Origin of the sequence: Streptomyces lasiicapitis (assembly GCF_014646335.1) — a bacterium.
GTDB lineage: Bacteria > Actinomycetota > Actinomycetes > Streptomycetales > Streptomycetaceae > Streptomyces > Streptomyces lasiicapitis.
Genome location: NZ_BMNG01000002.1, coordinates 412,526 through 427,819, shown reverse-complemented (window position 1 = coordinate 427,819; position 15,294 = coordinate 412,526). Strand labels below are relative to the sequence as shown.

Here is a 15,294-nt window from a genome sequence, read left to right as displayed (position 1 = left end):
AGAGGCGGAGAGAGGGAGTGGTGTGAGCCGCACGCCGGGGCCCGAGGTGGAGCAGGCGCCGAAGGAGTCGGTGCGGGTCCGTCTGCTCGGCCCGGTGAGCGTGGAGGTCCGGGGCGCGCACGTCGGCCTCGGGCCGCAGCAGCGCGCCCTCCTCGCCGCCCTGGCGCTGGCCCGCGGCCACCCGGTCAGCACCTCCCGGCTCGCGGAACTCCTGTGGGAGGGCGACGCGCCGGACGGTGCGATCAGCGCGCTGCGTACGCACGTCCTGCATCTGCGCCGCATCCTGGAGCCGGGCCGGCGGGCCACGTCCGGCTTCGAGGTCCTGCTGAGCGCGGGCGCCCGCAGCAACACCAGCTACACCCTGGACGTCACCGGCGAGCAGATCGACGCGCTGCGCTTCGTCCACCTCACCGACCGGGCCCGCAAGGCCGCCGCGGACGGCGCGGCGGCCGCCGTGGTGGCGCTGCTCGACGAGGCCCTCGCCCTGTGGACGGGACCCGCCCTCGAAGGCGTCAGCGACCGCAGCTTCGCCCTGGCCGAGGCCGAGCGCCTCGAAGAGCTGCGTCTCGTGGCCAGGGAGGACCGCCTCGACGCGCTCGTCGAGCTCGGCCGCTACGAGGATTCGGTGGCCGAACTGACCACGCTCGTCAGCGAGTTCCCGCTGCGGGAGCGGCTGCGCGGCCAGCTCATGGTGGCGTTGCACCGCTCGGGCCGTCCCGCGGACGCGCTCGCCGCGTACCGCGACTTCTACCAGCTCCTCGACGACCAGGTCGGCATCGAACCCGGCCGCCGGCTCAAGGAACTCCACCAGAGCCTCCTCGCGGGCGACCCCGGTCTCGTCTCCGGACCCGCCCCCGCGCCCGCTCCCCCGCCCCCTGTCGCCCGCCCTGTACCCCGTCAACTCCCGCCCGACGTCGCCAGTTTCACCGGCCGCGCGGACTATCTGCGCCAGCTCGACACGCTGCTCGCGCAGGCCGAGGCGGGCCCGGGGCAGACGCTGGTGATCTCCTCCGTCTCCGGCATGGCGGGCGTCGGCAAGACCGCGCTCGCCGTGCACTGGATGCACCGGGTCGCCGACCGCTTCCCCGACGGCCAGTTGTACGCCAATCTGCGCGGCCACGACCCGGCGCCGCCGACCACGGCCGACGAGGCCCTCGGGCAGCTCCTGCGGGCCCTCGGCGTCGGCACCGGCCACCTGCCGGAGAGCACGGACGAGAAGGCCGCGCTCTACCGCTCGCTGCTCGCGGGCAAGCGCATGCTGATCCTCCTCGACGACGCGGCGGGCCTTGAACAGGTGCGCCCGCTCCTGCCCGGCTCGCCGACCTGCTTCGTCGTCGTCACCAGCCGCCACGACCTGCGCGGCCTGACCGCGTTCCACGACGCGCATCGGGTGAGTCTGGCCGTCTTCGGCGAGGAGGAGGCCCTCTCCTTGCTCGCCCGCGTCATCGGCGCCGACCGGGTGCGGCACGAGCCGGAGGCCGCCGCCGAGGCGGTCCGGCTGTGCGGGCTGCTGCCGCTGGCCGTGCGGATCGTCGCGGCCCATCTCATCGGCGACCGGCATCCGCCGATCGCGGAGGTGGTGCGCCGGCTGAGCGAGGGCGACCGTCTGCGCGAGCTGGCGCTCGACCAGGAGCAGCACACGGGTGTACGGGGCGTGCTCGCCCTGTCCTACGGCTCCCTGCCCGCCCCGGAGCGGGAACTCCTGCGGCTGCTCGCGCTGGCTCCGGGGCCCGAGCTGTCCGCCCCCGCGGCCGCCGCGCTCGCCGGGGCCGAACTGCCCGCGACAGCCCGGGTCTTGGACCAGTTGGTGGCCCGCAGCCTCCTGGAGACCCACCGGCCCGGACGCTTCCAACTGCACGCCCTGGTGCGCCTGTTCGCGCGCGAGCGGGCCGAGGCGGAGAGCACCGCCGACGACCGCGAGCGCGCCGTGGGCCGCCTGCTCGCCTGGTACCTGACGACCGCCGAGCAGGCCGCCCACCTTCTGTACGGCACCTTCTACTCGTGGTACGCGGCCCTGCCGCCGGAGCCGGACGGCTCCCCCACCTCGCCTCTGGTGTTCGGCGGCACCGTCGACGCGCTGGCCTGGCTGGAGGACGAGCGGCCCGCGCTCCTGGACTGCGCGCGGCACGCCGTGCGGCACGGGCCGCGTCCGTTCGCGTGGAAGTCCGCGCTCGCGCTCCACGGCCACCTGATGGAGCACGGCGGGCGCGCCGACTGGCTGCGGTCCGCGCGGGCCGGGCTGCAGGCGGCCGAAGCCGAACAGGACGGCCACGCGCGGGCGGTGATGCACTGGAGCATGTGCTACGCGCTGTGGGAGCTGGCCCGGCACGACGAGGCGCTGGAGCACAGCGCGCACGCCGAGGTGCTGTTCGCGCGGACGGGGGTGCCCGTGGAGACGGCCGGGGCGGTGCTCGGGCTCGCCGCGTCGCGCCGTGAGCAGGGCGCCCTCGACCAGGCGGCGCGCGACGCCGAACGGGCCCTGGCGCTCTATGTCGAGGGCGGTGAGCCCGCCGGGGAGGCGTGGGCGCTGGCGCTGCTCGGCTTCGCCCGGTTCGACCAGGGCCGCCTGGACACCGCGCACCGGCACTTCACCGACGCCCGGTCCCGCGCCGAGGCCTCGGCCGACCAGCACACCGTCATGCTGTCGCTGTGGGGTCTCGGCACCGTCCAGCACGCCCTCGGCGCGCCGGACGAGGCGCAGCGGCTGCTCTCGCAGGCACTCGCGGCGGACGGCCGCCTGCTGTCGACGTACGCGGCGGAAGGCGCCCTCAACGCCCTCGCGGTGGTGTGCCGGGACGGCGGCGACCCGCGGCTCGCGCTCAAGCACGCCGTCGACGCGCTCGGCGTCACCCATCGCACGCACCGCCGCCTCGTGGAGCCCGACGCCCTCAACACGATCGGCACGGTCCTGCTGGGCCTGGACGACGTGCCCGGCGCCCTCGACCACCACGAACGCGCCCTGGACGTGGCCCGCGCGGCAGGCTGCCGCCGCGCCGAGGCCGAGGCCTGCGTGGGGCTCGCCGCCGCCCACCGGCACCTGGGCGAACACCGCGAGGCCCTGGCCTGCACCCGACGGGCCCTGGCCATCGCCGGCCAGTCCGGCCTCCGCCTGGCCGAGGGCACGGCACGGACCGAGCTGGCCCGGGTACACCTGGCCCTCGGCCAGCACGGCAAGGCGCAGCGGGCCGTCGAGCGAGCGATCCGACTCCTGCGAGCCTGCGGCCACCACCCGGGACTGGACCACGCCTTGGAGGTCGCCGAAGCCGTACGGGACGCGAACGCGGACGTCAGCCCAGCGCCCGTACCCCCGCCGTGACCGCCGCCGCCACCAGGATCACCAGCGGTACGGGCGCCTTCAGCCGCCAGGCGACGAGCGCGCCGGCGAAACCCGCGAGGCGGGCGTCGAACGTCATGCCGTGGGCGCCGGCCGAGCCGACGAGCTGGGTGACGACGAGGACGGCGAGGAGTGCGGGGGTCAGGTACTCCACGAACCGGGGGAACCAGGCGGGGAGTTCACGGTCGCCCATCACCAGGGAACCCGCTCCCTTGATGAGGAAGGTGGTCACCACCAGGGCGCCGACGACGATCCACGGGTCACGGCTCAACGGGCCCTCCGCGTCCGGTGGTGGGCGAGCGGGATCGCCACGTCCAGAGGACGGCGACGACGCAGGCGACGGCGATGGCCGCGTCGGGCACCGCGACGGCGGTGAGGACCGCGGCGCACGCCGCCGCGGTGGCTGCCGCCGTCCGCTTGGGCGCGGTGCCCAGGTGGGGCGCGAGCAGCAGGAAGAACAGCACGGGTGAGACGGCGTCGAGTCCGTACGTGAGGATGTCCACGGCCTTGAACGGGCCGATCGCGCCCAGCAGGGTGCCGAGGACCCAGCCGAGCCACAGCACCACTCCGGAGGACAGCAGCCGCACCCGGTCGAAGCGGCCGTCCGCGTCGCTCGCGATGGCCCAGGACTCCTCGATGACCAGCTGCGACTCGACCGCACGGCGGGCCCGGCCGCCGCGCAGGGCGGGCAGGATGGCGAAGCCCATCACCAGGTAGCGCAGGTTCAGCAGGGTTCCCGCGACGGCCGCCGCGGCCCAGCCGCCGCCGTTGACGATCACCGAGACGGCGGCGAACTGCGACGAGCCGACGAACACCAGGCCGGACATGGAGGTCGCGGCGAGCGCCCCGAACCCCGCACCCTTCGCGAGCACCCCGAAGGAGATGCCGAACGCGAAGATGGCGACGGTGAACGGCACGGCGGCCCTGGCCCCGACGACCCAGGCGTCACGCGGCCCGCCGGGGGGTGCCGGGCGCGCGGGCCCGGAGCCGCGATCGGTCATCCGGGGTCGCCCGCGACCGCCGCTCCGGCCGGGCGCGCCTCCCCGCCCGCCCCGGCCCCGCGCACCGCCTCCGCATACGCCTCCGCCAGCGCCGCGCCCACCTCACCCAGCGGGTACCGCCGGTCGTCCACGGCGGTCACCGGCTGGACCTCGTACGCCGTGCCGGTGAGGAACACCTCGGTGGCGCGGTCGAGTTCGGCGGGGGCGAGGTGGCGTTCGACGACCGTGAGGCCCAGGTCGTGGGCGAGGGCGATGACGGTGCGGCGGGTGATGCCGTCGAGGACGCACTCCGGGGGCGGGGTGTGGAGTGCGCCGTCGAGGACGAGGAAGAGGTTGGCGCCGGTGGCCTCGGCGAGGCGGCCCCGGTGGTCGAGGAGCAGCGCGTCGTCGCAGCCCGCTTCCTCGGCCTCCTGTCCGGCGAGGGACCCGAGGGCGTACCCGGCCGCGGTCTTGGCGGTGACCGGGGCGGTGTCGGGGGCGGGGCGCCGCCAGCGTGAGGTGCGCAGGGTGATGCCGCGCGGCCCGTCGGTGAAGATCCGCGGCCAGGGCCAGGCGGCGACGGCCACGTGCACGGTGTTGTCCGGGGCGACCAGGCGCAGGGTGTCGCTGCCGCGCCAGGCGACGGGCCGGACGTAGCCGTCGGTGAGGCCGGCGCGGGCGACGGTCTCGCAGGTGGCGGCGTCCAACTCGGCGGCCGTCCAGGGGAGTTCGAAGCCCATGCGGCGGGCCGAGGCGACGAGCCGGTCGCTGTGCTCGCGCAGCTTGAAGACGCGGCCGCCGTAGGCCCGTTCGCCCTCGAAGACGCTGCCGCCGTAGTGCAACCCATGGCTGAGGACGTGCAGTTGGGCGGCTCGCCAGGGCACGAAATCGCCGTCGAGCCAGATGACGCCGTCCCGGTCGTCGAGGGGTGCGGCGGGCGCCCGGACCGCACTGGTCATGTGGCGAACCCCCGCTCGGCGTAGGGGTAGCCCTCCAGTTCGTTGGCGTCGACGCTGTCGTCGCGGCGGGACGCGTAGTAGATGCGGACCTCGTCGATCAGTCCTGTGTCGTCGAAGCGGTAGACCTCCGCGCCGCGCAGCACCTTGCCCAGGCGCGGCTTGAAGGCGGTCCACTCGCAGACGGCGGTGCGGGTGTGCTCGTCGGCGTAGACGGCGTCCACCGCCCAGTGCGAGTCGTTGGCCCGTACGTCGGCGCCCCAGCGCTCGACGATGGGGTCGATGCCGTGCACGGGCCCGGACATGCCGTGGGCGAGGTAGTGCACGACCTCCTCGGAGAGGCACCGGGCGAACAGGTCGCGGTCGACTTTGTTGCACGCCTCGAAGTACTGCCGCACCGCGGCGTCCATCGTGGCCCGGTCAAGGCTTCCCATGGCTGCTCGTCCCCTAGTCCGTCAGTCCGTATACGTCTGCATCGCTTCCGGTCACATCTCCGCGGGAGCAAACCGCAGCGGCGGCAAGGAGGCGAGCCGCTCCCGTGCCCCGACGAGCCGCCGCTGGTCGTCGGTGAAGGCGTAGCGATCACCCTCCGCGCCTTCGGGCAGTTGGCCACGTACCAGTTCCTTGGCCGCCGCGCGGTACTCCGCGGACGTGCCGACGGCCGCTTCCATACCCTCGATCGTGGCGATCAACTCCCGCAGCGCGTCGACGACCCGCTCGTGGTCCAGGCGCAGCCCGCCGCCGCGCCCGTCGACGATCGCGCGGCGCGCGCGCAGCCAGGAGTAGAGGAAGACACCGGTGCCCGCGTCGAAGTTGCGTACGGCGTGGGCGTCGAGCGGATACCGGAACATGCGCTCCAGCAGAATCATGGCGATCTGCTCCCCCGCGTACGGCACGACGCGGTCGTCGTGGCAGGCGAGCACGGTCTTGGCGTCGACCTTCAACTCCTCAAGGAGGCCGATGAACCAGTTCATCTTGAGCTTGACGTGCCGGTCGAGCGGCCACTGCCCCTGGTGGTGGAAGTAGTCGTGCAGATATCCCCAGACGGATCGTGCCTGGTAGCACACCTCGGGGTCGAGTCCTGCGGACCCGCGGGGCACGGTGTCGGCGGTGAGCACGGAGCGCGCGGAGGGCAGGGCGTACGTCTCGTGGATGCGGCGGAACTTGCTGAAGAAGAAGATCGCGTAGCCCTGTTCGACCACCTTGTCGTGGGCCGCGACGTTCTCCGGGAAGAAGACGATGCAGTTGCCGCTCGTCAGTCCCGCGCTGCCGGCGAGCAGCACGGTGGCCTGGCAGTTGTTCTTGGGGTGCGGGTAGTGGACGGCGAGGTCGGGCAGCGCGTCGGGTTCCTTGCGGCGTACGAGGAAGAACTCCAGTCGGCGGCCGACCGGCGGGACGCTGTTGGTGGTCTGCACGGGGGCGAGGAACGCGGCCCAGTCGCCGTCGGCGGGCGCGGTGAGGGCGTCGCGGCTGCGGGCGAAGTGCGGCGGGGTTTCGAGTCCGGCGGCGAGCCAGTCGTCGATGTCGGCGGTGAGGGCGTCGGCCTGCGCGGTCCTGCCGTGCCCGGTGAACCACCGGGCGGCCTCGTCCTTGATGGCCAGCAGGGCGCGGTGGTCGTCGGCGCCGGGGGCGGGCACCGTGCCGTCGTCGAGCTGGCGGGTGCGGAAGGCGTCGATCCGCGGCAGCAGACCGCGGCCGAGCCGCGCGGCCTCGTCGAGCAGGTCGTCCTTGAGGCGGTACGGGGCGTGCGCGTCGCTCATGGGCGGGGCTCCCGCACCTGGTGGACGGTGAAGACCATCGGCACCTCGCCGAAGCTGCGGACGACCCGCAGGCCGTGGGCGCGCGCGGCGACGACGGTGGTGACGCACCCGTCGGCGCGGCCGTCCGCGCAGTCGATGGCGGCCTGCGCGTTGCTGGTCACCAACTGCCGTGCGCTCGTGGTCGGTACGAGTCCGGCCGGGGCCGGGTGGGTGGCCACGGTGCGCGGCTCGGCGCGGGCGTCCGGCGGGACGGCGAGCACCATTTCGTGGGTGGGCCACAGGAAGCAGTCCACCATGCGGCAGGTGTGGAGGTTGCCGAAGACGAGGGTGTGCAGCTCGGGGTAGACGGCACAGGCGAGCAGCGCGTGTTCGCCGGTTCTCGGCACGCTCTCCATGGCGCTCTCGAGGGACGTGTGCAGGACGACGTGCCCGTCGTCGGCGCGCCCGCGCCGCCGGAACCACAGGTGGGCCGCGGACTCCAGGTTGGTGCCGGTGGGGCCGAGGGTGTGCAGGTACCGGATCTCGTCGACCGTCGAAGACGGTTCCAGCTCATCGGCCACGTGCGAGAGCGATACGACACTCACTTGTTCCCCCGTCATCATTTCCACTCCCCTTTGAATTTCCCCCGAAATTCTCCGGTTGTGATGGGACGACGCCCGGGCCCGCGCGCCGCTGGTGCAGGTTCGCGTCGGCGATCCTAGGCGGCCGTGCCCCGCCGCGACCAGGGCTTCATTGGCCCTTCGGGCGGATTCCCGCACTCTGGCCAATTCGGCCCGCCCGGTTTTCCGAAATCCCGGCGACAAACCGCATCGGGCCGGGTGAAATTTACGTCGCTTTCATCGACGCGTCCGTGATGCCGCCGTCCGCTTCGCGTCACGCGACGGCGGTGGGCAGCTCCGGCAGCCGCGTCCCGTACAGCCAGGCCTGGAACAGCTCGTCCACCGGGCCGCGGGCGTACCGCTCGACGTGGGCGGTGAACGTCTGCGTGCTGACCACGCCGTGCCGGTGGACCGTGGCCCACTCGCGCAGCATCCGGAAGAACGCGTCGTCGCCGAGTGCGCAGCGCACGGCGTGCACGGCGAGGCCACCGCGTTCGTAGAGCCGGTCGTCGAACATCAGCTTGCGGCCGGGGTCGGCCAGTTTGAGGTCCTGGGGCTGCGTGGCGAGCAATCGGTGGGCGACGGCGGCGAGTTCCTGGGCGGCGCGTCCGCCCGAGCGCTCCGACCAGAGCCACTCCGCGTACTTGGCGAGGCCCTCGTTGAGCCAGATGTGCCGCCAGTCGGCGATGGTGACGCTGTTGCCGAACCACTGGTGGGCGAGTTCGTGCGCCACCAGGCGCTCCGCGCCCCGGGCGCCGTCCACGTGGTTGACGCCGAACAGCGAGAGGCCCTGCGCCTCGACGGGCACGTCGAGTTCCTCGTCGGCGACGACGACGACGTACTCGGCGAAGGGGTAGGGCCCGAAGAGTTCCTCGAAGAGCGCCATCATCTGCGGCTGGCGCGCGAAGTCCCGGGAGAACTCGGCGAGCAGGTGCGCCGGGAAGTGCCCGGTCTGCGGCACCCCGCTGAGCCCCGGGTCGCCGAGGAACGCCGTCTGGTACTTGCCGACGGACAGGCCGACCAGATAGCTGGGGGTGGGCGCGGGCTGTTCGTAGAGCCAGGTGGTGGTGGAGGCCTTGGTGGTGCGGGTGAGCAGCCGGCCGCCGATCACCACCTGGTACGCCGAGGGGGTCGTGATCGAGATCTGGTACGCGGCCTTGTCGGCGGGCCGGTCGTTGCACGGGTACCAGGACGGCGCCCCGACGGGCTGGCTCGCGACCAGCGCGCCGTCGGTGAGCTCCTCCCAGCCGAGCCCGCCCCAGGGGCTGTTGACCGGCCTGGGGTTGCCCGCGTAGTGCACGTCGACGGTGAACGCGGACCCGGCGGGCAGCGCCTTCGCCGGGCGCACCCGCAGCTTGCCGCCGCGGTGCGTGTAGTGCGCGGCGCGGCCGTCGACGCGGACGCGGCCGATGCGGAAGTCGCCGAGGTTCAGCTGGAACTCGGTCAGCGCCGCCCGGCCCGCTATGGCGCTGAGCCGGGCCGCGCCCGCGAGCCGGTTCGGTGCGGGCCGGTAGTCGAGCTCCAGCTCGTAGCGGTGCACCCGGTAGCGGGAGTCACCGTTGCCCGGGAAGTAGGGGTCCGGTGCCGTCTTCTGCTGCCCGCTCAACGCTGGTCCGCTCCCTGCCCTGTGCTCGTACGACGTGACGCGCGCGGCGTCCCGCGACGCGGCCCGCCGCCTCAGGGGCGCCAGGCCTCGATCGGGTTGCCCAGCCAGCGGGTGTCCGCCGGTACCGACTCCCCGGCCATCACGAGGGACGCGGGGCCCAGGGTCGAGCGGGCTCCGATCTCGCTGCCGGGCAGCACGATCCCGCCCGGACCCAGGGTGGCGCCCGCACGGAGGACCACAGTATCCGTCCGCAGGATCCGATCATGGAAGAGGTGCGTCTGCAGGACACTGCCCCGGTTCACGCTGGTCGCGGACTCGAGGGTCACGAGATCGGTCTCCGGCAGCCAGTAGCTCTCGCACCACACGCCCCGGCCGACGCGCGCGCCGAGGCCGCGCAGCCACAGGTTCATGACCGGGGTGCCGGGGACGGCACCACCGAGCCAGGGCACGGCGACCATCTCGACGAAGGTGTCCGCGAGCTCGTTGCGCCACACGAAGCCGCACCACAGCGGGTGCTCGCCGGTGCGGTGGCGGCCGACGAGCAGCCACTTGGCCACGATCGAGACGAGGCAGCCGAGCGCCCCGGCGGCGAGCAGGACCGCCCCGGAAAGGAGCGCGGCGAGCCACAGGCCGTGGTCGGCGGCCGCGGCGAGCAGCGCGACCACGAAGATCACCAGGGCCGTCGAGCAGAACACCGGGACGATCCGGCACGCCTCGACAAGGGCGCGGGCCAGCTTGAGGCGGGCGGGCGGCGCGTAGGTGCGGCTGTCGTCGGACCCTGCCGCCGCGCGCGGCAGCTTGACCGGCGGCAGGCCCAGGTAGGAGCTGCCCTTCTTGGCCTTCTTGGGGGTGGCCGACAACACGCCGACCAGGCCGTCGTCGGGCACGGAACGGCCGGGCGCGGTCATGCCGGAGTTGCCGAGGAAGGCGCGGCGGCCGATCTCGGCGCGGCCGATGCGCACCCAGCCGCCACCGAGTTCGTACGGGGCGGTCAGGGTGTCGTCGGCGAGGAACGCGCCCTCGCCGACCGTGGTCAGGCTGGGCAGCGCGAGCACGGTGGACACCTCGGCGCCGCGTCCGATGCGCATGCCGAGCAGCCGCATCCAGACGGGGGTGACGAGCCCGGCGTACAGCGGGAAGAGCGTCTGCCGTGACAGGTCCATGAGCTGGGTGACGGTCCACGCCTGCCAGCCGATGCGGCTGTGGGTGGGGCGGGTGCCCGCGTGCAGCCCGAGGCTGAGCAGCCGTACGCCGACGAGGATCAGCAGGGCGTAGGCGAGGCCGAACGCCAGGGTCGCGGGGGCGAGGGCGAGCAGCGCGCCGCGTACGGCCTCGCCGAGGGCGGCGTCGGCGGTCACGAAGGCGCGGGCGACGAACAGCGCGGGCACGGCGGCCGCGACCGGAAGCAGGCTGAGGGCGATGCCCGTCATGCCGTACATCGCGCGCCAGTGCACGGCGCGCGGCGGGCGCTGCTTGGGCCAGTCGCGCTTGGCCTTGCCGAGCTTGCCCGCGGGCGATCCGGCCCAGCGCTGGCCGGTCGGGATCTGGCCGCGCACGGCGGAGCCGGGGGCGACCTCGGCGCGCTTGCCGACGCGGGCGCCCGGGAACAGGATGCTGCGGGTGCCGACCACGGCGCCCGCGCCGACCTTGATCGCGCCGATTTCGAGCCGGTCGCCGTCGAGCCAGTGCCCGGACAGGTCCACCTCGGTCTCGACGGCGCAGCCGCGGCCGAGCTTGAGCAGCCCTGTGACCGGCGGCAGCGAGTGCAGGTCGACCTCGGAGCCGACCTTGGCGCCGAGCGCGCGGGCGTACCGCTCCAGCCAGGACCCGGTCAGGGAGGTCGCGCCGCTGTACTCGGCGAGGCGTTCGGCGGTCCACAGGCGCAGGTGCACGGAGCCGCCGCGCGGATAGCTGCCGGGCTGGACGCCGCGAAGGAGCAGCCGGGCGCCGCCCGCCGCGACGGCGAGGCGTCCGGGCGGGCTGTACAGGACGAGGACGCCGGCGGCGATCAGCCACCAGGAGGCGGTCGGAGCCCACGGGTAGGCGCCGAAGTGGTGCAGGACGTTGCCGAGCGCGGCGAGCGCGACCGTCCAGCGCAGCCCGACGAGGGTGAACAGCGGGAGCAGCAGGGCCACTTGAGCGGCCTGGGTCCGCAGGGGCACGGGGGCGATCTCGCGGGTGGCGGCGTCGTCCTGCGCGGACTTCTCCAGGCGGCGGGCCAGCTTGCGCAGGACGGGCCGCTCGTAGATGTCGATGACGGCGGCGCTCGGGTAGCGGGTGCGCAGCCGGGTGGTGAGCTGGGCGGCGGCGAGGCTGCCGCCGCCGATCGCGAAGAAGTCGTCGGACGCGCCGGTCACGGGGATGCCGAGGGTCTCGCTCCACTGCTCGGCGAGCCATGCCTCGGTGCCGTACAGCTGCTCGGCCTTGCCGCCGGTGTCGAGGTCGGGCAGGGGCCAGGGCAGGGCGTTGCGGTCGACCTTGCCGGAGGTGCGGGTGGGCAGGTCCTCGACGGGGGCCAGCAACGGCACGAGCGCGGCGGGCAGTTCGGCGCGCAGCTTCTCGACGGCGGCCGCCTGGTCGAAGCCGTCCTGGGGGACGAGGTAGCCGACAAGCAGCTGGTTGCCGCCGCGTGCGGTGCGGACGGCGGCGGCCGCGCCCGCGACGTTCGGGAGCGCCTGAAGTGCGGCGTCGACCTCACCGAGCTCGATACGCCGCCCGCCGAGCTTGATCTGCTCGTCGGTGCGGCCGAGGAAGATCAGGCCCTCGGGGTCGGCCTTGACGAGGTCGCCGCTGCGGTAGGCACGCGGCCAGCCCATCGACTCCAGGGGCGCGTACTTCTCTGCGTCCTTCTCCGGGTCGAGGTAGCGGGCGAGTCCCGCGCCGCCGATGACGAGCTGACCGCTCTCCCCCATCGGTACGGGCCGGTCCGCCTCGTCGACGACGACCAGCTCCCAGCCGTTCAGCGGCAGCCCGATCCGGATCGGCTCGTCGCCGGTCATCAGGGCGGCGCACGCCACGACCGTCGCCTCCGTCGGGCCGTAGGTGTTCCACACCTCGCGGCCCTCGGTGACCAGGCGCTGGGTGAGCTCGGGCGGGCAGGCCTCACCGCCGAAGATCAGCAGGCGTACGTCGTTGAGGGTCTCGGGCTCCCACAGGGCGGCGAGCGTCGGCACGGTGGAGACCACGGTGATCTCCTGCTCGAGCAGCCAGGGCCCGAGGTCGGCGCCGCTGCGTACCTGCGCGCGCGGTACGGGCACGAGGCAGGCGCCGTGGCGCCAGGCCAGCCACATCTCCTCGCAGGACGCGTCGAACGCGACGGACAGACCCGCCATGACGCGGTCGCCGGGCCCGATGGGCTCCTCCTGGAGGAACAGGGCGGCCTCGGCGTCCACGAACGCCGCGGCGCTGCGGTTGCTCACCGCGACACCCTTGGGCTTACCGGTCGAGCCGGACGTGAAGATGATCCACGCGTCGTCGTCGAGGCCGGGCCGTCCGGCCGGGACGTCGGCGGGCTTGTCGACGGTGAAGGCGTGCCCGGCGCCGATGACGGTCCGCACGCCGGCCTCGCCGAAGACCAGGTCGGCGCGCTCGTCGGGGTCCTCGGCGTCGACCGGGACGTAGGCGGCGCCCGCGGCGATGACGGCGAGGATCGCCACGTACAGCTCGTTGGTGCCGCTCGGCACGCGGACGCCGACGCGGTCGCCGCGGCCGACTCCGGCGGCGTCGAGCCCGCGCCGCAGCTGTTCCACCTCGGCGGCGAGCGCGCGGTACGTCAGCTGGCGCGTGCCGTCGTCGAGGGCGGGTTCGTCGGGGTGTGCCCGCACTGTCGCGTCGAGGATGTCGACCAGGGTGCGCGGTTCGGCGGCGCTTCCCGTGGTGAAGAAGGCCGGCTCCTCGAACTGTTCGCTCATCTCCGCTTCGAGCAGGCTGAGCTCAGCGTTCGCGCGCGTGGCTTCCATCGGGTCCTATCGTCGAAGGCCGCGGATCCCCGGGTGCTCGCCGTGCCACTCCCGGTTTGCCTGGGGTTGTCCGGTACTGGAACCAAACAACCGGCATAGCCTAATCGCTTGTCGTGAACGCGGCGCGGTGGAGTGAGCAAGGCCACCAGGGAGCAGCAACGGAAAAGGCCGCCCCCGCCTTACGGCGAGAACGGCCTCCGACCTGTGCAGAACACGGTCGGGACGACAGGATTTGAACCTGCGACCCCTTGACCCCCAGTCAAGTGCGCTACCAAGCTGCGCCACGTCCCGGTGCCCGCTGACCTGGGGTTTCCCCTGGCCGAACGCGCACCGAAACAATACCGCACTCCGGACCGTGATCGCTCACGCCTTTCGCCCGCTTGACCTCAAGCCAAGTTCAAGTTGCACGCTCGTCGGCATGACGACGACAACGGAGCAGACGTTCACGTACGCGGACCTCCCCCGCCTCATGGGCCTGATGACGGGCGACGAGAAGCACGGTCCCGCGGCCACGTCCACGCTGGACGCGCTGTGGGTGCTCTACGACCGCGTGCTCAGGGTCACACCCGCCCGCGCGGACGATCCGGGCCGCGACCGGTTCCTGCTGTCCAAGGGCCACGGCCCGATGGCGTACTACGCCGTACTCGCGGCCAAGGGCTTCCTCCCCGTCGACTGGCTGGAGGGCTTCGGTTCGTACGCATCGCCGCTCGGGCACCACCCGGACCGCGTCCTGGTCCCGGGCGCCGAGATCGGCAGCGGCTCGCTCGGGCACGGCCTGCCGCTGGCCGTCGGCACCGCCCTCGGCCTGCGGGCGCGCGGCCTCACCGACCCGCGCGTGTGGGTGCTCGTCGGGGACGCCGAGCTGGACGAGGGCAGCAACCACGAGGCGATCGCCTACGCAGGACCGGCCGGCCTCGAACGACTGCACACCCTGGTGATCGACAACGCGTCGGCGTCCTTCGCCCGCCCCGGCGGCATCGCGGCCCGCTTCGAGGCGGCGGGCTGGTCGGCGATCACCGTCGACGGCCGCGATCACGAGGCGCTGTACGCGGCGTACACGGCGCCGCATCCCGGGCGGCCGCACGTGGTGGTGGCGCGGGTCGAGCCCAAGTGAGCGTGACGCCCACCGGCCGAGCCCAGCCCTCTCTCCTGCCCCTCTTGAAAGGACAACCTCCCCATGGACACCATGCGTGACCGTTTCGCCCCCGTGATGGCGCGGCTGCTCGACGAGGATCCGCGCGTCGCCGTCGTGCTCGCCGAGATCGGCAAGGACGCGTTCAAGGAGGTGATGCGGACACATCCTGACCGGGTCATCAATGTCGGCATCAGGGAGCAGTTGCTCGTCGGCGCGGGCGCGGGGCTCGCTTTGGCGGGGCTGCGGCCCGTCGTCCACACCTTCGCGAGCTTCCTGGTGGAGCGGCCCTTCGAGCAGATCAAGCTGGACTTCGGGCATCAGGGCATGGGCGGCGTCCTGGTCAGCGCGGGGGCGTCGTTCGACTGGCCGGAGGGCGGGTTCACGCACATGGCGCCCGGCGACGTCGCGCTCCTGGACACGCTGGACGGCTGGACCGTGCACGTACCCGGCCACCCCGACGAGGCCGAGACGCTGCTGCGGCACGCGGTCGCCGCGGGCGACGACACGGTGTACGTGCGGCTGTCCACGCAGGCCAACGCGGCGCCGATGCCGGTGGACGGCGCGCGCTTCCTGACCGTGCGGGAGGGGCGGGGCGGGGTTGTGGTCGCCGTGGGGCCGGTGCTCGACCAGGTGCTGGCCGCTACGGAGGGGATGGATGTGACGGTGCTGTACGCGACGACTGTGCGGCCGTTCGACGCGGAGGGGCTGCGCCGGGCTGTGGGGGGTGGGGTGGCCGCCGACGTCGTGCTGGTCGAGCCGTACCTTGCCGGCACGTCCACGGCTGCCGCGAACGATGCGCTTGTGGATGTACCGCATCGGGTGCTCGGGCTCGGTGTGGGGCGGGCGGAGCTGCGGCGGTATGGGCGGGTGGATGAGCATGTGCGGGCGCACGGCCTGGACGCGGGGTCGCTGCGCGGGCGGATCGGGGGGTTCTTGCTTCCCCAGCCCCGCCCCTTGCCGTAACG

Annotated in this window: 11 protein-coding genes and 1 tRNA gene; 3 read left to right on the top strand and 9 right to left on the bottom strand. The window is 73.5% G+C overall.

Translation table 11 applies throughout. The features are described from left to right. Positions 1–22 precede the first annotated feature (22 nt). On the top strand, positions 23–3,316 hold the full coding sequence (locus tag IEY91_RS05250) for an AfsR/SARP family transcriptional regulator (RefSeq protein WP_189173036.1): 3,294 nt from the start codon (positions 23–25) through the stop codon (positions 3,314–3,316). On the opposite strand, the gene IEY91_RS05245 is transcribed toward IEY91_RS05250, so the two are convergent. The 9 genes from IEY91_RS05245 to IEY91_RS05205 form a co-directional block, all read right to left on the bottom strand. Continuing rightward, the gene (locus IEY91_RS05245; RefSeq protein ID WP_189173035.1) at positions 3,288–3,605 is read right to left on the bottom strand and encodes an AzlD domain-containing protein; all 318 of its coding nucleotides are present in this window, start codon (positions 3,603–3,605) and stop codon (positions 3,288–3,290) included. The genes IEY91_RS05250 and IEY91_RS05245 overlap by 29 nt on opposite strands. Further along, positions 3,595–4,335, bottom strand: a complete 741-nt coding sequence (locus IEY91_RS05240; protein WP_164318248.1) for an AzlC family ABC transporter permease — start codon at positions 4,333–4,335, stop codon at positions 3,595–3,597. The genes IEY91_RS05245 and IEY91_RS05240 overlap by 11 nt, the downstream gene beginning before the upstream one ends. Further along, complete coding sequence (locus tag IEY91_RS05235; RefSeq protein ID WP_189173034.1) at positions 4,332–5,273, bottom strand: branched-chain amino acid transaminase; 942 nt, start codon at positions 5,271–5,273, stop codon at positions 4,332–4,334. Before IEY91_RS05235 ends, IEY91_RS05240 begins: the two co-directional genes overlap by 4 nt. Continuing rightward, positions 5,270–5,704: a nuclear transport factor 2 family protein gene (locus tag IEY91_RS05230; RefSeq protein WP_189173033.1), complete on the bottom strand. Its 435-nt coding sequence runs from the start codon at positions 5,702–5,704 to the stop codon at positions 5,270–5,272. The genes IEY91_RS05235 and IEY91_RS05230 overlap by 4 nt, the downstream gene beginning before the upstream one ends. Positions 5,705–5,755: 51 nt before the next feature. Then, positions 5,756–7,030 (bottom strand): DUF6421 family protein, encoded by a 1,275-nt coding sequence (locus IEY91_RS05225; RefSeq protein WP_189173032.1) that lies wholly within the window; start codon positions 7,028–7,030, stop codon positions 5,756–5,758. Next, entirely contained in the window at positions 7,027–7,614 is a 588-nt protein-coding gene (locus IEY91_RS05220; protein ID WP_229696713.1) for a type 2 periplasmic-binding domain-containing protein, read from the bottom strand. Before IEY91_RS05220 ends, IEY91_RS05225 begins: the two co-directional genes overlap by 4 nt. A 289-nt stretch (positions 7,615–7,903) precedes the next feature. Beyond that, positions 7,904–9,235, bottom strand: coding sequence for a M1 family metallopeptidase (locus IEY91_RS05215; protein ID WP_164318258.1), 1,332 nt, complete (start codon positions 9,233–9,235; stop codon positions 7,904–7,906). Between the two features lie 71 nt (positions 9,236–9,306). After that, on the bottom strand, positions 9,307–13,194 hold the full coding sequence (locus IEY91_RS05210) for a Pls/PosA family non-ribosomal peptide synthetase (protein ID WP_189173031.1): 3,888 nt from the start codon (positions 13,192–13,194) through the stop codon (positions 9,307–9,309). Between the two features lie 217 nt (positions 13,195–13,411). Then, positions 13,412–13,485, bottom strand: a tRNA-Pro gene (locus tag IEY91_RS05205). A gap of 127 nt (positions 13,486–13,612) precedes the next feature. On the opposite strand from IEY91_RS05205, the gene IEY91_RS05200 reads away from it, so the two are divergent. Together IEY91_RS05200 and IEY91_RS05195 are read left to right on the top strand one after the other, a co-directional pair. Further along, a complete protein-coding gene (locus IEY91_RS05200) occupies positions 13,613–14,308 on the top strand; it encodes a thiamine pyrophosphate-binding protein (RefSeq protein ID WP_189173030.1) in 696 nt (231 codons plus the stop codon). Between the two features lie 63 nt (positions 14,309–14,371). Then, positions 14,372–15,292 carry a transketolase family protein gene (locus IEY91_RS05195; protein WP_189173029.1) on the top strand — a complete coding sequence of 307 codons (921 nt, stop codon included), beginning with the start codon at positions 14,372–14,374 and terminating at the stop codon, positions 15,290–15,292. The last annotated feature ends 2 nt before the right edge of the window (positions 15,293–15,294 follow it).

Excerpts from the sequence above, each read along its gene's own strand:
- IEY91_RS05200 (WP_189173030.1), top strand. The coding sequence starts at position 13,613 with ATGACGACGACAACGGAGCAGACGTTCACGTACGCGGACCTCCCCCGC.
- IEY91_RS05240 (WP_164318248.1), bottom strand. The coding sequence starts at position 4,335 with ATGACCGATCGCGGCTCCGGGCCCGCGCGCCCGGCACCCCCCGGCGGG.
- IEY91_RS05230 (WP_189173033.1), bottom strand. The coding sequence starts at position 5,704 with ATGGGAAGCCTTGACCGGGCCACGATGGACGCCGCGGTGCGGCAGTAC.
- IEY91_RS05210 (WP_189173031.1), bottom strand. The coding sequence starts at position 13,194 with ATGGAAGCCACGCGCGCGAACGCTGAGCTCAGCCTGCTCGAAGCGGAG.
- IEY91_RS05235 (WP_189173034.1), bottom strand. The coding sequence starts at position 5,273 with ATGACCAGTGCGGTCCGGGCGCCCGCCGCACCCCTCGACGACCGGGAC.
- IEY91_RS05225 (WP_189173032.1), bottom strand. The coding sequence starts at position 7,030 with ATGAGCGACGCGCACGCCCCGTACCGCCTCAAGGACGACCTGCTCGAC.
- IEY91_RS05195 (WP_189173029.1), top strand. The coding sequence starts at position 14,372 with ATGGACACCATGCGTGACCGTTTCGCCCCCGTGATGGCGCGGCTGCTC.